Origin of the sequence: Gilliamella sp. wkB178, from assembly GCF_001690705.1 — a bacterium.
GTDB classification, from domain to species: Bacteria; Pseudomonadota; Gammaproteobacteria; order Enterobacterales; family Orbaceae; genus Gilliamella; species Gilliamella apicola_K.
In genome coordinates, this window is the sequence record NZ_LZGK01000016.1 from 202425 (window position 1) to 219066 (window position 16642).

The 16642-nt window shown below is 33.1% G+C and carries 17 protein-coding genes; 8 read left to right on the forward strand and 9 right to left on the reverse strand.

The genetic code is table 11. The annotated features are described in order from the left end of the window. Positions 1-9: 9 nt before the first annotated feature. The 4 genes from coaD to trmB all read right to left on the reverse strand — a co-directional run bounded on the left by coaD (position 10) and on the right by trmB (position 4289). Positions 10-498 carry a pantetheine-phosphate adenylyltransferase gene (gene coaD / locus A9G13_RS10500; RefSeq protein ID WP_065557555.1) on the reverse strand — a complete coding sequence of 163 codons (489 nt, stop codon included), beginning with the start codon at positions 496-498 and terminating at the stop codon, positions 10-12. A gap of 343 nt (positions 499-841) precedes the next feature. Next, positions 842-1858: a UDP-glucose 4-epimerase GalE gene (galE, locus tag A9G13_RS10505; RefSeq protein WP_065557556.1), complete on the reverse strand. Its 1017-nt coding sequence runs from the start codon at positions 1856-1858 to the stop codon at positions 842-844. 414 nt (positions 1859-2272) lie between these two features. After that, the gene (locus tag A9G13_RS10510) at positions 2273-3433 is read right to left on the reverse strand and encodes a histidine-type phosphatase (protein WP_065557557.1); all 1161 of its coding nucleotides are present in this window, start codon (positions 3431-3433) and stop codon (positions 2273-2275) included. A gap of 154 nt (positions 3434-3587) precedes the next feature. Continuing rightward, the gene (gene trmB / locus A9G13_RS10515; protein ID WP_442902809.1) at positions 3588-4289 is read right to left on the reverse strand and encodes a tRNA (guanosine(46)-N7)-methyltransferase TrmB; all 702 of its coding nucleotides are present in this window, start codon (positions 4287-4289) and stop codon (positions 3588-3590) included. Positions 4290-4544: 255 nt separating this feature from the next. Between trmB and A9G13_RS10520 the strand changes: the two genes are divergently transcribed. Both A9G13_RS10520 and pth read left to right on the forward strand, forming a co-directional pair. Next, complete coding sequence (locus A9G13_RS10520) at positions 4545-5492, forward strand: ribose-phosphate pyrophosphokinase (RefSeq protein WP_141670917.1); 948 nt, start codon at positions 4545-4547, stop codon at positions 5490-5492. Positions 5493-5575: 83 nt separating this feature from the next. Next, positions 5576-6160 carry an aminoacyl-tRNA hydrolase gene (gene pth, locus A9G13_RS10525; protein ID WP_065557559.1) on the forward strand — a complete coding sequence of 195 codons (585 nt, stop codon included), beginning with the start codon at positions 5576-5578 and terminating at the stop codon, positions 6158-6160. A gap of 101 nt (positions 6161-6261) precedes the next feature. Here the strand turns inward: pth and uxuA are convergent, their stop codons facing one another. Then, positions 6262-7440: a mannonate dehydratase gene (gene uxuA, locus A9G13_RS10530; protein WP_065557560.1), complete on the reverse strand. Its 1179-nt coding sequence runs from the start codon at positions 7438-7440 to the stop codon at positions 6262-6264. A gap of 69 nt (positions 7441-7509) precedes the next feature. Beyond that, the gene (locus tag A9G13_RS10535) at positions 7510-8271 is read right to left on the reverse strand and encodes a GntR family transcriptional regulator (RefSeq protein WP_065557561.1); all 762 of its coding nucleotides are present in this window, start codon (positions 8269-8271) and stop codon (positions 7510-7512) included. Positions 8272-8756: 485 nt separating this feature from the next. Between A9G13_RS10535 and A9G13_RS10540 the strand changes: the two genes are divergently transcribed. The 5 genes from A9G13_RS10540 (at position 8757) to rpmE (ending at position 12665) form a co-directional block, all read left to right on the forward strand. Continuing rightward, positions 8757-9218, forward strand: coding sequence for a DUF721 domain-containing protein (locus A9G13_RS10540; RefSeq protein WP_065557562.1), 462 nt, complete (start codon positions 8757-8759; stop codon positions 9216-9218). Positions 9219-9280: 62 nt separating this feature from the next. Further along, complete coding sequence (locus tag A9G13_RS10545; protein ID WP_081301240.1) at positions 9281-9685, forward strand: YhcB family protein; 405 nt, start codon at positions 9281-9283, stop codon at positions 9683-9685. 82 nt (positions 9686-9767) lie between these two features. Next, a complete protein-coding gene (locus tag A9G13_RS10550) occupies positions 9768-11144 on the forward strand; it encodes a Do family serine endopeptidase (protein ID WP_304363231.1) in 1377 nt (458 codons plus the stop codon). A gap of 108 nt (positions 11145-11252) precedes the next feature. Next, on the forward strand, positions 11253-12305 hold the full coding sequence (gene degS / locus A9G13_RS10555; protein ID WP_065557563.1) for an outer membrane-stress sensor serine endopeptidase DegS: 1053 nt from the start codon (positions 11253-11255) through the stop codon (positions 12303-12305). Positions 12306-12449: 144 nt separating this feature from the next. Then, positions 12450-12665 carry a 50S ribosomal protein L31 gene (rpmE, locus tag A9G13_RS10560; RefSeq protein ID WP_065557564.1) on the forward strand — a complete coding sequence of 72 codons (216 nt, stop codon included), beginning with the start codon at positions 12450-12452 and terminating at the stop codon, positions 12663-12665. 92 nt (positions 12666-12757) lie between these two features. On the opposite strand, the gene metJ is transcribed toward rpmE, so the two are convergent. Beyond that, on the reverse strand, positions 12758-13075 hold the full coding sequence (metJ, locus tag A9G13_RS10565) for a met regulon transcriptional regulator MetJ (RefSeq protein WP_065557565.1): 318 nt from the start codon (positions 13073-13075) through the stop codon (positions 12758-12760). 175 nt (positions 13076-13250) lie between these two features. Here metJ and metB point away from each other — a divergent pair, with 175 nt between their 5' ends. Continuing rightward, a complete protein-coding gene (metB, locus tag A9G13_RS10570) occupies positions 13251-14417 on the forward strand; it encodes a cystathionine gamma-synthase (protein ID WP_065557566.1) in 1167 nt (388 codons plus the stop codon). An 83-nt stretch (positions 14418-14500) separates the two neighbouring features. Here the strand turns inward: metB and citX are convergent, their stop codons facing one another. Both citX and citF read right to left on the reverse strand, forming a co-directional pair. After that, entirely contained in the window at positions 14501-15070 is a 570-nt protein-coding gene (gene citX / locus A9G13_RS10575) for a citrate lyase holo-[acyl-carrier protein] synthase (protein WP_081301241.1), read from the reverse strand. A 40-nt stretch (positions 15071-15110) separates the two neighbouring features. Further along, positions 15111-16640: a citrate lyase subunit alpha gene (citF, locus tag A9G13_RS10580; protein WP_176701970.1), complete on the reverse strand. Its 1530-nt coding sequence runs from the start codon at positions 16638-16640 to the stop codon at positions 15111-15113. Positions 16641-16642: the final 2 nt, after the last annotated feature.

The following is a 16642-nucleotide window of genomic DNA, read 5'->3' on the forward strand; positions in this document are numbered from 1 at the left end:
TTACTAAATTTAAGTTAATCGCTTTAATAATTCTGTTTTGACATGGATAGGAACTAAATTAGAAATATCACCACCATGATAGGCAACATCTTTAACAATAGTTGATGAAATAAACCCCATAGCAATTGATGGCATTAAAAATATAGTATCTAAATCAGGTTTTAAAGAACGGTTCATTTCAGCAAGTTGTCTTTCATACTCAAAATCATGGGTGGTTCTTACACCGCGTACAATGACGGTAGCATTATGTGTTTGGGCAAAATCTGCCATTAAATTATCAAAACCAATAACTTCAACATTTAGTAAGTGCTCGACTGAAGTAGAAGCAAAATTAACGCGTTCGTCTAAGGTAAATAATGTTTTTTTACTTGGATTTTCTGCTATAGCTATAATTAAGCGAGGAAAAAGTTGTGAAGCTCGCGTAATCAGATCGAGATGCCCATTAGTAATAGGATCAAACGTACCAGGGAAAATAGCAGTTAATATATTGCTTTTCATTTATTATATTATCCTTGTATCCAAGATGCTTTATATCATACAGAATTTTGCTAAGAATTGTTAGTTTAAGCTAATTAAAATTCAATTTAACTTTATACTTAAACATTAACTTCTCCTGAAACATCTTTACAATTTTTTAGATTAAATTAACTCTATAAATATTTATTGATAATAGTTATGTATTTTATAAGTCAGAGGGGAATTAATTTAAAGTTAGCTACAAAAGAATAGTAGTGGCATCAGTCATATCGCTGTATACCACTGCTATCTTATTTTTTAAACTTTAAGTTACTACCTAATTAGTTTGCTTTAAAATTGATTAAAAAACGTGGTTACCATAATCTTAATCAGGATAACCTTGAGGATTATTTACTTGCCAGTTCCAAGAATCTTTTACCATATCATCAAGTGTTAATTTAGTTTTCCATCCTAAAATTTGCTCGGCTTTATTAGCATCGGCCCAAAATGCGGGTAAATCACCATCCCGTCTTGGTGCAAAATGCCAATTGAGTGGTTTCCCAGATGCTGTTTCGAATGCTCTAATAAGCTCTAAAACACTGTGACCAACACCTGAACCTAAATTATAAATATGTATACCGGTTTTATTTTGATCTGCTTTAAGTGCAGCAATATGGCCATCAGCTAAATCAACAACATGAATGAAGTCGCGCACACAGGTACCATCAGGAGTAGGGTAGTCATTACCAAATACAGCCAGCGACTCACGTTTACCAACTGCAACTTGGGTAATGTAAGGCATTAAATTATTAGGAATGCCAAGCGGATCCTCGCCCATTAAGCCACTAGGATGAGCACCAACTGGATTAAAATATCGAAGTAATGTCAACGACCAATTAGGTTCGGCAATAGCTAAATCCATCATACATTGTTCTACCATTAATTTACTTTTGCCATAAGGGCTAGTTGGTAATCCTTGAGGTAAGGTTTCAATATAAGGAACTGGTGCCAGCTCTCCATAGACGGTTGCCGATGAGCTAAAAACTAATTGTTTAACGCCAGCTGATCGCATAGCTTTCATAAGTACAATACTGCCGTAGACATTGTTTTCATAATATTCAAGGGGCTTATAAACTGATTCGCCAACTGCTTTGAGACCAGCAAAATGAATAACTGCTTGGATGTCATGCTCAGAAAAAATTTTGGCTAGCAGGTTTTCGTCACATACATCACCCTGATAAAAATCAATTGAATAACCTGTTAGTTGTTGTATTCTATCTAAAACTGAAGCTTTACTATTGAATAAATTATCAATGACAATAGGTGTATAGCCTGATTTAATTAATTGCACACAAGTATGACTTCCAATATAACCACAACCGCCTGTTACTAGTATTTTCATAATAAAACCTTAATCTAGAATAATTATTTTCGTAATTATTATTTATTGCTTAATTGTTAATAATCTTTTATAAAAAGATACATAAATCTAAAATAAAACTATGCATAATGCAAAATAGATAAACATAAATATAGTTTATGGTATTTTATCTTTTTGCAAAAGAAAAATTAATATTGAACCTTCTAAATTTCTTGAAGGATTACACCTTTAGTGTAACTTAGACTCTTTAACGACGTTAAATGAAAAAACCAAAAGCGTAATTAAAACTGCAGAAATTATTATATATAAAGTAATTACCATACAGATGGTAATTCATTCTTGATAAAAAATCTGTACTGATAAAGTTTTGAACATAATTATTTCCTCAGTCTTTATATTAGATATCAGCAGAAATAATAGTTGGAACAAACCTTTTTATAATTGATTAAAGTGCAAACGTTTTTCAAAATCATGCCAGTTATAAAAACCATCACTATTGGTTATTGCATTTTCTAGCTCAAGTTGAAAATGTTTTGGTGGATTGTTAAAGTCTATTGCCTGTCCTAAATGGAGTTGTGTAAAGCTTTGGTATACATACTCTGCTTTGAAAAAATATTGTCCCGACGTTCGGTGTAGAAAACGTTGAAATACAACTTTACCGCCTATTGGAGTCGTTTCAAATTGTTCTGGAAGTTGATAGTTCTTGAAGTTTAAGGTACTAAGTAGTGAAGCTATGTTACTATCGTGGCCAACTAGTAGATTTACTTGATTATGATCACGTTGCATTAAATTGCTAATCATATTAATTAATAGAGCAGAAGCGTGTTTGGCTAATGTTTTAGTCTGGCACAATAAATTGATATATTGGTTACGGATATTAATGATTTGTTGCCATTGTTTAAGACTATTAATTTTTCCCCAAGCAATTTGTTCTTTGGGAAACGCAGAATAATATTGTAGTAAAAATGCGTCAGTAGCTGAGGCACCTATAGCTAAAGGTCCGAGTAAAGCGGGTTCTTCATTCTTTTTGAAATGCAACTCATATGGAATATCAGCCAATTTACACTGATATTTAGCATATAACTCTGAATGTTTATAATCTAAAATATCGGCTAATAAGTCAAAGGATGGTGCTAAATTTTTATAAATTAATTCAGCTTCATCTGCCTTATCAAAATCAGTTAATACCTGTTGTTTAAATTCGTTAGCATCATTGCGTAAACTTGGATCGAAAATAGGATCCATTTTTTCTATTGGATACTTATGCTGAACAACAATATCTTGACCTGCATATGCACCAGTTATAAAAAATTGTGCTGTGGCAACAGTTCTTTGCAAACTATTGGCATAGACAAACAATTGGGAGTTATCTGCAGGAAGTTTGATGTTGTGTTTTTCTAACCACAATGAAAAATAGTGCCCAAAATAAGATTCTAATGTCCCTCCACGAGTAGTTAAATAACCAAAAGGGTGATCCCAAGTCGGCCATGTAGAAGGAGTGGCCTGATTAAGAAATTCAAGCGTATTAAGTAATGGTGTGCGAATACCATGGCGGCTAAATATAACAACTTTATTCAATTGGTAATTATTATTCATAATTTTAGGATCTAACCTTATTTGTATAATTATGCCAAAATAAAATCGTGGTTTTCATAATTATTTTAACGATTTTATTATTTTTTTTACCCACTTTGGCGTTTGTATTATTGTCGATAACAATATTGGTTCATCATATTGTCTGTCACAAAAACTAGACTTTTATAAATTGTAAATCCCAAACTCCGTGCCCCAAGTTTTGCCCACGTTTTTCGAACTTAGTAATAGGTCTATCTTCCGGACGAGGAACATAATCTCCAGTAGTTGATAGATTTGCATAGCCTTTTGCTTGAGTTAATACTTCAAGCATATGTTCAGCATAATTTTGCCAATCTGTAGCTAAATGTAACACCCCACCTAATTTTAATTTTTGCCAAATGAGCTCTACAAATTTAGGTTGAATAATTCGTCGTTTATTATGTCTGGCTTTATGCCAAGGGTCAGGAAAGAAAATTTGTACTTTATCCAATGAATGATTAGGAATCATATTTTCGAATATTTCAACGGCATCGTGGCACATAACTTTTAAATTAGACAACTTATTATCATTAATTGCCATTAAACAAGCGCCGATACCAGGTTTATGCACTTCTATCCCTATAAAATTTTTATTGGGTGCATTTTTTGCCATTGTAATTAATGAAGCTCCCATGCCAAACCCAATTTCTAATATTACTGAACAATCTTGGTCAAACATAATAGGTGAATTTGAATCATATTCAATACCATAAATAGGCCATAAATTAGTTAATGCATGCTCTTGCCCTTTAGTTAAACGACCTTGGCGTAACACGAAACTACGAATAGGTCTATTTGATTTTACTTTTTGATTATGGTTGTTTAATTGTTCATTCATTACGTTATCTACTTGCTTCATATAGTTTATCGAGTTTTATCTTTCATAATTATTAGTTATTTTACCTAGATTTTCTAGGTTCATCAAAAAACATATTATTTACTATTATTAATTGATTATTATGATATTAATACAATAATTATCATAAATCTTTATATTAATAGTTGAGGATGATCTATAAATGATTATATAATTAACACTCCGGTTTAACCGATTACAAATAAGTAATCATAATAACATGCTTGAGGATTTCTCGTGCCTGATATGAAGCTTTTTGCTGGTAATGCCACACCCGAACTAGCAAAGCGTATAGCTAATCGTCTCTACACTTCTCTTGGAGACATTATTGTTGGTCGTTTTAGTGATGGAGAAGTTAATGTCCAAATAAATGAAAATGTCCGTGGTGAAGATGTTTTTATAATTCAATCAACTTGTGCCCCAACTAATGATAATTTAATGGAATTACTGGTTATGATCGATGCAATGCGTCGAGCATCTGCAGGGCGTATTACTGCTGTTATTCCTTATTTTGGTTATGCAAGGCAAGATCGTCGAGTGCGTTCTGCTCGGGTACCTATTACCGCTAAAGTTGTTGCTGATTTTTTATCAACAGTTGGCGTAGATCGGGTATTAACAGTTGATCTACATGCTGAACAGATCCAAGGTTTTTTTGATGTACCAGTCGATAATGTATTTGGTAGCCCTGTTATCTTAGAAGATATGTTGCAACGTGATTTTGAACGGCCTATTGTGGTATCTCCTGATATTGGTGGTGTGGTGCGTGCGCGTGCAATTGCTAAATTACTTAATGATACTGATATGGCGATAATTGATAAACGCCGCCAACGCGCTAATGAAGCCGAAGTAATGAATATCATTGGTGATGTTGCGGATCGAGATTGTATTTTAGTTGATGACATGATTGATACAGCTGGGACTCTTTGTAAGGGAGCAGATGCTTTAAAAGCACGTGGTGCCAAACGAGTTTTTGCTTATGCCACACATCCAATTTTTTCAGGTAAAGCAGTTAGTAATATTAAAAACTCTGCAATTGATGAAGTAATAGTTTGTGACACAATCCCACTTTCAGCTGAAGTGAAAACATTAAAAAATGTTCGTCAGTTAACTTTATCAGGAATGCTTGCTGAAGCTATTCGTCGTATTAGTAATGAAGAATCTATTTCGGCAATGTTTCATTACTAACATTACCTTAAACTAATATAAATGCCCCATTTTTGGGGCATTTTAATACTATAAAGTAATTGGTCAAAAGTTAATATTGAATTATGACAACAATTAAACTTATTGTAGGATTAGCTAATCCTGGTAACGAATATGCAGCAACCAGACATAACGCCGGGGCTTGGTTTGTCGATTTACTTGCAGATCGACATAATCAACCATTAAAAAATGAACCTAAATTTTTTGGCTTTAGTTCCCGAATCAATCTTTCTGGTCATGATGTTCGTTTATTGGTACCTACCACATTTATGAATTTGAGTGGGAAAGCCGTACAAACTATGGCAACATTTTATCAAATTAAACCTGAAGAAATATTAGTGGCGCATGATGAACTAGATCTCAACCCAGGTATAGCTAAACTTAAATTTGGTGGCAGTCATGGTGGTCATAATGGATTAAAGGATATTGCTAGCAAATTAGGTAATAACCTTAATTTTTACCGATTAAGAATAGGGATTGGTCATCCAGGAGATAAAAATAAAGTTGTTGGCTATGTTCTCAATAAACCATCTAAGCCAGAACAAGAATTAATTGATAAAGCAATAGATGAATCCATTAGTTGCACTGATATCTTGCTATCTCAAGGTATTGAAGCAGCTATGAATCAATTACATGCTTTTAAGGCATAATGATTTATTTGTCTATGTGATGAATAAAAAATCCACCTTATTAACAGGTGGATTAATTTATTTAATCGTTTTTTGGCTAAAAATTATTTTAATGACAAATTTTAAAAAAAGGCTCTACGAATTGCATATTCTACGCCTCGAATCTCAGCTAAGCCACGTAAACGACCAATTGCCGAATAACCAGGATTAGTTTTCTTTTTTAAGTCATCTAACATTTGATGACCATGATCTGGACGAACAGGAATTAATCGTTTGATTCCAGCTTTTTTACGGCGCTCCTCTTCATTTACTAATACTTTAATTACACTATACATATCAACATCTCCGGCGAGATGATCACCTTCATGAAAAGATAATGGATTATCTTCTCGTACTGTAGCCCGTAAATGAATAAAATGCACTCGATCAGCATATTTTTCTGCCATCATGGTTAGATCATTATCACTACGAACACCATAAGAACCAGTACAAAAACAAAAACCATTATGGATACTGTCAACAGTATCTTTAATCCACTGCATATCTTCAATTGTTGAAACAATACGTGGTAAACCTAAAATTGGACGCGGAGGATCATCTGGATGAACAGTTAGAAAAGCGCCGACTTCTTCAGCAATGGGGACTATTGCTTTTAAAAAATAAGCATAATTTTCGCGTAACTTGGCTTTATCAATACCGTCATAGGTTGCAAGATGTGCTCTAAATTGTGCAAGAGAATAACCTTCTTCAGCGCCAGGTAACCCAGCAATGATGTTGGCTATAAGCTTATCTTTATCAGCTTGCGTCATTTGATCAAAGTATTTTTTAGCTGAGGTAATATCTTCAGAAGAATAATCTTTTTCAGCATTTGGTCTTTGTAATAAATGAATATCAAAAGCTGCAAAAGCAACTTGATCAAAACGTAATGCTTTGGAACCATCTGGTAACTCATAAGCTAGATCAGTACGAGTCCAATCTAAAACTGGCATAAAATTATAACAAATAGTATCAATACCACAGGCAGCTAAATTACGAATAGATTGTTGATAATTGGCAATATGCTGTTTAACATTTCCTGTATGAGTTTTTATTTCTTCATGTACTGGAATACTTTCGACAACAGACCATGTTAGACCTTTATCTTCAATTATTTTTTTCCTTTTTTGAATTTCTTTAATTGTCCAAACTTCACCATTTGGTATATGATGTAGAGCCGTAACGATTCCAGTGGCGCCTGCTTGTTTTATATCGTCTAATGATACTGGATCACTTGGCCCAAACCAACGCATTGTTTGTTCCATCTAAGTCTCCTTAACAAAATCTACTTAGTTATAAAAAGTAAAATTTACAAATAGTGTTAATCTTGCTATTTACTGATTGACAATAGCATCTGGAATTGAATTAAATAAATAACCATCAAAATTTGGATCCTCACTATCTGAAACTTCCATTAATTTTTGTTTTACGTTTTCTAAATGCTGCCACATAGCACGACGTGCTGCCATAGCATCTTTAAATTGTAATGCTTGTAATATTTTTTCATGATCATAAAGCCATTTTTTGCGATAGCTATGATCAGTAATACGGCTATGTAATTGCTCCCACATTTTACTAATTGAACGTTTTTGCCATAAATCAGCTAATAAACCTTCAAGCACTGAATTTTTTGTAGCTTTAGCTATAGTAATGTGAAACATTTCATCTGCACTGTAATCATCAAGTAAACCTTGTTCTAAAATTTGTCGTTCTTGATGTAAAATTGCTTTTAATTCGACGATGTCGGCCTTAACTATTTGTGACGCTGCAAAAGCAGCAATATTGCTTTCAATTAATTGTCTTGCTTGTAATAATTCAAATGGGCCAAAATCGTCTTCTTCAATTTTTTTATCTTTTTCAGATAAAACTTCAACAGGTAAACCAATTACATAAACACCAGAACCTTTTTTTGCTATTACTAAATTTTCAAGTTCTAACATTATTAAGGCTTCACGTATTACGGTTCGACTTACATCAAAGGCTTCTGCCAGATCCCTTTCTGGTGGTAGTTTATCTCCAATTTTATAAGTCTCATTTCGCAATAATAATTTTAGTTTATTACCTATTTCTCGATAAAGGCGACTAGGTATATGCATGTTTTAACCTTTTATAATATTAAAAATATTTATATTGGTATAACAAGTATTAAAAAATAGAAGCTAAAGGTTGTCAAATTTTTAATATTTATAAACCAATAAATGTGATGTGAATCACATTTATTGGCATTATTAATGTGCATTGAACATAATCTAAATCTTATATAGCATTGTCTAAAAATAATTTTCTTATATTAAGAAATTGGTATACCAATCGTGTTAATTATCTATCTATTAGTTTTACCAAATTATTTTTTCGCTTATTCTTAATTTATAAAAAATCTATGGTTATATTTATTGTTAGGAAGTTATTGTTGTTTTATCTATTAGAAATAACTAAGTTTCCTTTTTAAAAAAGTTTTTAATAAATTGTAAATTTATTCTTTTGATAAGACATTTAGTAATAAATGAGGTAAATTGTGTAATATTAGTAGGTATTTTTCAAAAAGTGATTTTGGAGTTTAATTGAGAATAGGACATAATTTATGCGTCTGAATGAACCACAAAAATTAGCAACACTTTTGACGCAAGATTCATCGTTGTCACAAATTAAAGAAAGGACATTTGCACTATATAAATTAGCTATTCTAGTTAATGATTTATTGCCTCACGCATTAAATCAGCAATGTAGAGTGGCAAATTATAGACAGGGTATTTTAATTATTGAAGTTAGTTCAGCTAATTGGTTAACTAGGTTGAAATATGAGCAAGAAAATATAATTTCGGTGTTACGTAAAAGAATATTACCATCATTATCGTCGATTCAATATCAAATTAATCCTGATATTACAGTTCATTCATTAGAAGTTGTTAATCACTTATCAAAAAAATCTAAATCATTTAACTTTATTACAACAGAAAGTGCTAGTTTTTTATATGCTTTAGCCGAAGATGCACCCGATAAACTAAAAAAACAATTGATAAAACTTGCTAACCATGCAAAATAAGTAAAAATAATAAAAAAATAATTTAATCGAATTATATAGTGAATAACTACAAGGAGTAAAATATGGATAAAGATATGATAACTTATCTTATCATTGGGTTAATAGTTGGTTTTATTATTGGATTAATTTTTATGAGTATAATTAGTCCCAAAGCGCGTAAGTATGCCAAAGTTAAACGAGAATTAGAGCAAACACAGGAAGAATTAAATGCTCAAAAACAGATGATTGTTAAACATTTTTCGCATAGTGCTGAAATATTAGATAACATGGCCAAAGATTTTCGACGACTTTATCAACATATGGCAGAAAATTCTGGACAATTAATTTCAGGTAATGATATACCTGTGATTGATCTTGAAGCTAATGATGATCTAAGTCTTACAAAAGAACTTACCCTTGAAAAACAACCTAAAGATTATTCCGATAACCCATCTGGTTTGTTCAAAACTGATGAAAATAAATCCTAATTATAATTGTCTATTTTCTCCAGATTCATCTGGCGAAGCATTATTAAAACATTAAATTCTTTAACATGAACGAGAGAGTTGTATGATGAATAATTCATTAAGAAAACCTAGAAGATTTTTGAGCTTAATTGCGTTAAGTTTAGGTATGAGTTTAATCTCTTTGCCAAGTACTTATGCTGCATTTCCTGCAACTACAAACAATAATAATACTGAACAACCAAGTTTGGCTCCCATGTTAGAAACGGTGTTACCTTCAGTGGTAAGTATAAAAGTTGAAGGTACTGCGCAGATGCAAAATAACATGCCAGAAGAGTTTAGACGATTTTTTGGTTATCCTGATAGTCAATCAAGATCGTTTTCAGGATTAGGTTCTGGAGTAATCATAGACGCTGATAAAGGATATGTGGTAACTAATAATCATGTTATTGATAATGCGGATAAAATTACCGTAGTACTTAATGATGGACATGAATACAAAGCTAAATTAATTGGCAAAGATCCACAAAGTGATATTGCATTACTTAAAATTGATGATGCTAAAAAATTAATAGCAATTAAGTTAGCTGATTCCGATAAATTACGTGTCGGTGATTATGCAGTGGCTATTGGTAACCCATTTGGTATAGGTCAAACCGTTACTTCTGGGATTATTTCTGCATTAGCACGTAGTGGCTTGACGATGGATGGCTTTGAAAATTTCATTCAAACAGATGCTTCCATTAATCAAGGTAATTCCGGTGGGGCTTTAGTTAATTTAAATGGCGAATTAGTCGGAATTAATACGGCTATTATAGCTCCAAGTGGTGGTAACGTTGGTATTGGTTTTGCTATTCCAAGTAATATGGTTAAAAATTTAACTTCACAACTTATTGAATATGGAGAAGTTAAACGTGGGGTTCTTGGCATAAAAGGTAATGAGTTAACTTCCGATATAGCTAAAGCATTTGATTTAGACGTTCAAAAAGGAGCGTTTGTTAGTGAAGTTATGGATGATTCTGCCGCTAAAGCAGCAGGTATAAAATCTGGTGATGTTATTATCTCAATAGATGGTAAACCAGTGGATAGCTTTGCTGAATTGCGTGCTAAAATTGCCACAACAGGTGCAGGTAGAACTGTACAGTTAGGATTAATTCGTGATGGTAAACAATTATCAGTTGATGTTAAATTAAAAAATAGTGATGAATCTACGACGGAAGCAAAATCACTTCATGCAGCTCTTGATGGCGCAACTTTAAGTAATGGTGAAGTTAAGGGGCTTAAAGGTGTTTTAATTGAAAGAATAGCTAAAAATTCGCCAGCATCACGTTTAAGCTTACAAGAAGGTGATCTGATTACCGGCGTTAATAAAGAACGGGTGAGTACTATTGCCGATCTACGTAAAATTATTGATAGTAATCCGTCGGCAATTGCTTTGAATATTATACGTGGTGATAGTCTTATTTATCTGATTTTACGTTAATTTTTTATTGTTTTGTCGATGCTTAAGCATCGACAAAAACAAAAATTCTAACCTGTATATAGATATGATAGAATCAAGTAAACTTGTTTATTATGATCTTTATTTAAAATGCTTAAAAAAATATTATGGCCAATATTGATTGGTGCTGTTTTAGCGCTGGTATTATTAATTATTTTCCCTTCTTTACGTAATGGGAATCAATCTAGCTTTTCAGTATCTATTTTTAATAATGATCCATTAAGTTATTCTGATGCAGTGAAAATTGCTGCGCCTGCAGTTGTTAATATTTATAGCCGTTCTATCAATACTATACCTCAACAAACACAAGATAATTCCATAACACCTTTAGGTTCAGGCGTGATTATGAGTGAATCTGGTTACATTATTACTAATTATCATGTCATTGATGGTGCGCAGCAAATCATCGTTGCTTTGCAAGATGGTAGGATTTTCGAAGCTTTATCCGTTGGCTCTGATAAGCTTGTTGATATTGCCGTACTTAAAATTGAGGCAACCAATATTCCTACTATTCATATTAACACTAATCGAGAACCCAAAATTGGTGATGTTGTTCTGGCAATAGGTAACCCTTACAATATAGGGCAAACTATTACCCAAGGGATTATAAGTGCAACTGGACGAGATGGATTAAGCCCATACAGAAGGCAAAACTTTATTCAAACAGATGCTTCTATTAATCATGGTAATTCTGGTGGTGCATTGGTAAATACTAAAGGTGAGCTAGTTGGTATTAATACACTTACTTTTGCCAAAAATATGGGTAATGAAGTTCCTGAAGGTATAGGATTTGCTATTCCAACTTCATTAGCTGTAAAAATAATGAACAAATTAATTCAAGATGGTAAAGTTATTCGTGGTTATATTGGTATTGATGGGTTGGAGTTCGCACCAACGCAAAACCCTAGTGATAAACCAGAAGTTTTAGGTATTTTAGTGACTAACACTGAAGGCCCTTCTTTACAAGCAGGTATACAAGCTAATGATATCTTAGTTATGGTAGATAACAAACCCGTAAAATCTATTGTAGAAACCATGGATCAAATTGCGGAGTTGAAACCAGGCACAATTATCCCCATTGTAGTATTACGCAATGGAGAAAAAATTGAATTGCAAGTGACTATAGGTCTATTGCCGGTTTAACTAGGTTCTTCTACTTGCTTATACATTTAATCAGGCGTATAATCCGCAAGCTTATCATGTTTTTTAACATCCGTATGGTGTATAGATTTTGCTTTAATATATTGCTATCTATATAGCGATACGTACAAACTTTAGAGGTTTTTTATGAAAGAAGGTATTCATCCAGAATATACAGCAATTACTGCAACTTGTTCTTGTGGTAATGTTATTAAAACTCATTCAACCATTGGCCACGATATTCATCTTGACGTGTGCGGTGAGTGTCATCCGTTTTATACAGGGAAACAACGTGATGTTGCGACTGGTGGACGTGTAGATAAATTTAAACAGCGTTTTGCAATGGTTGGTGGTAAAAAATAATATTTACCAATTGATTGTAGATTGTTATAGTTAAAAAGGCGCTGTATGCGCCTTTTTACTTTTCAAGAATTAAATCACAGAATAGTGATTAACTAATCTTCTAATAATTCCGGATTTATACCTAAATCGCGCATCATTTTTTGAGCTTGTTTAGGAATACCATCTTCATGATCTTTTTGTAAATCTTCATCACATGGTAGTGGTTGCCCCGTGTAAGCATGTAAAAAAGCTTCACACAATAATTCACTATTCGTTGCATGGCGCAAATTATTAACTTGTCTTCGAGTACGTTCATCTGTCAATATTTTTAGTACTTTCAAAGGGATTGATACAGTTATTTTTTTTACTTGCTCACTCTTTTTACCATGCTCTGCATAAGGACTTATATATTCACCATTCCATTTCATCATATTGTTTACCAAATCACATCACAACTAATGTGGTTAATTTTAGCGTTTTTTTTATTACGCTGCAATCTATACATCAAGATAGTTAGACGTCTAGACATGTTGACGTCTTATTTGTATGTGCTATTCTTATAAGCTAGTGCTATTTATTCAATAATTATTATTTAGGAATGTTATTATGGCTATTCAACCTGAAGATCTAAGTCAAGGAACCATTGCGGTTCGCGGTGGTTTAAATACTGATGAGCAATATGGTAGTGTTATACCTGTTATAACGCCCTCTACTTGTTACCGTTATCAAGAATTTGCTGTACCAAGGCAGTTTGATTATGCTAGAAAAACTAATCCTAGCCGACGTTTAGTTGAAGAAACGGTAGCTAAATTAGAAGGTGGTGTAGATGCAATTCTAACTAATTGTGGTATGTCTGCAATTCATTTAATTAGCATAGCACTTTTGACTCCTAATGATTTAGTTATTGCACCACATGATTGCTATGGTGGTAGCTATCGTCTTTTTAATAGTTTAAGTCAGCGAGGTTACTTTAAAGCTAAATTTGTTGAACAATCAAATCTTGAAGTATTAAAAGAAGCATTAGCTTTAAAACCAAAATTAGTCTTGATAGAATCACCAAGTAATCCATTATTGCGCGTTGTTGATATTCAAGAAATTGCTAAACTAGCTCATGAAGCAGGGGCCTTGGTATTAGTGGATAATACGTTTATGACCCCAATTCTACAAAAACCTTTAGAGCTAGGAGCAGATATTGTCACACATTCTTGTACTAAATTTCTGAATGGTCATTCGGATTTACTGGCGGGAATATTAGTCTTTAAGGATAAAAAACTAGCTACTGACGTTTTATGGTGGGCAAACAATATTGGAACATCAACCTCATCATTTGATAGTTACCTATTATTACGTGGATTACGTACATTAGCCGCTCGAGTAACATTACAGCAAATAAATGCACAAAAAGTAGTTGAATTTTTGGTTAATCATCCTAAAATCGCCAAAGTATATCATCCTTCTTTACCTACAAATATTGGACATAACATTGCTAAAAAACAGCAAAAAGGATTTGGTTCCTTATTAAGTTTTGAATTAATAAATAAACCTGATGCGTTACCTAAATTCCTAAAAGCGCTAAATATTGTTACCTTAGCACAATCATTGGGAGGAGTTGAAAGCCTTATTTGTCATCCAGCTACTATGACCCATTCTGGCATTACTGCTGAAGCTAGAAAAACAGCTGGTATTTCAGATCAGTTATTACGAATTTCTGTAGGGCTCGAAGATATTAATGATTTACTTGCTGATTTAGAGCAAGCACTAGCAATGATTTAAATAATTATTATGTATTTGGGTTGATGATATATGTGAAATTATTTTCATCAATCCTATGAAGTCATGATCTAGAGAAATTAAATTTATATGTTGAGATAATCACCAATTTTCTTTTCTATTGTAGAAAAAATTTCGTCTAATGAATGCCGTCTGGCTCGGCTACATACTTTAGCCATATCATGGCAAATTAAGCATTTTCTAGATTGATGTTTAAATTCAGACCGAGAAAGACTTTGTTGGGTAATTGGATCAATAACATCAATATCCCATAAACGTCCTAAAGGATGATTTTCTTCAATATCTATACAATACTGTTTTAATCTATTAGCAGAGCATTTCACTGACATAATAGCTTCTGCTCCGGCTATAGAGTGATAATGTTGCTCATCAATTACTAAAATAGTGTTTTCTGCAAAACAATCATGTAATGCTTTGATTGCTTCTTTGAATAAGAAATTAGCGCCACTGCTATCTTTAATTGGTCCAGGAATAACTATACTTAAAGAGATAAGAGGATAATTATGACGAGTAAGCATCAATTTCTGATTTTCTACTCGCTTTTCTTTTGCTAGTAGCATTTGCGCTAAGTCAATCTGTTGACCATCATTAAATTTTATTAACATATTATTCAAATATAAATAAAATAATAGCATAACATTATAAAATGTTATGCTATTACAGTTACTATAGACGTTAATCTTTAACTTGTCGGACTACGTCAATAATGGATCCATCACGGAAATGTACAATACCAACAATCTTATCATTAAATTCAATTGGACGCGGTTCACCAGTTAAGGCAACAGCTCGTTGGTATAGTTCCTCAATAGACATTACTGGTAAATTAGCTGCTTTAAGGCGCTCAGCAATTTCTGGACGATTTGGATTAACAGCAATCCCATGATCAGTAACTAGAACATCAACGCTTTCACCAGGAGTTACAACAGTAGTGACTTTTTTAATTACTGTTGGTATACGGCTTCGAATTAATGGTGCCACGATGATAGTTAAGTTGGCACCAGCCGCAGTATCACAGTGACCACCAGATGCACCACGCATAACACCATCAGAACCAGTTAATACATTAACGTTAAAGTCTAGGTCAACTTCTAAAGCACTTAAGATAACAATATCTAGTTCATCACAACTAGCTCCCTTTGATGCCGGATTTGCATAAAAGTTAGTAGAAATTTCGATATGATCTTTATTTTTTGCTAAAGATTGTCCTGCGGTACCATCAAAACTTTGGGTATCAAGTAAACGTTTAACCAAACCTTTTTCATGTAAATCAACAATACTTGCCGTAATACCACCTAAAGCAAAGGCTGCTGTAATATTTTTAGCACGCATACGATTTTCAAGAAAACGCGTAGCCGCAGTCGAAGAGGCTCCTGAGCCAGTTTGAATGGAGAATCCATCTTTGAAATATCCGGAATGTTCAATTACATCAGCAGCATAACGAGCAATCATTAATTCACGTGGATTGCTGGTAATACGGGCAGCACCTACACTTATTTTAGTTGGATCGCCAACTTCATCTACCTTAACAATGTAGTCAACTTGATCCTGACGGATACTTGCTGGATAGTTAGGATAATCAACAATATCTTCAGTAAGTAACACTACTTTTTTGGCAAACTGAGCATCAACCATCGCATAACCTAATGCGCCACATCGTGATTTACCAGACACACCATTAGCATTACCTTGTTCATCAGCAGTTGAAACAGCTAAAAAGGCGATATCGATATTAATTTCACCACTTTGGATTAATTTTACGCGCCCACCATGAGAATGAATGTGTACCGGATTATCCATTAAACCATGTGAAACCGCATCAGCTAATTTTCCTCTTAAACCTGAAGTGTAAATTTTTGTGATCACGCCAGCTTCAATATGAGAAATTAACGCTGAGTTGCAACTCAATAATGAACTAGAAGCCAATGTTAGATTTTTAATTCCTAATTTGCTGATAATTTCCACCACTTTATTGATGACTTTATCGCCTTCCCGAAATGCATGGTGGAAAGAGATAGTCATACCATCGCGTAATTCACATTTTTCGATTGCTTGTTCGATTGATGCACATAATTTACGGGTATATTTTGATTCATCTTTTAAATAAGGAGTTGTAGTATTGGCATCAACAAAAGGTGTAATATTTTTGAGATCAGGATGCTGTTTAAGTAAGTCATCAATTTTTTTGTTTATAGAAGTAGTCATTT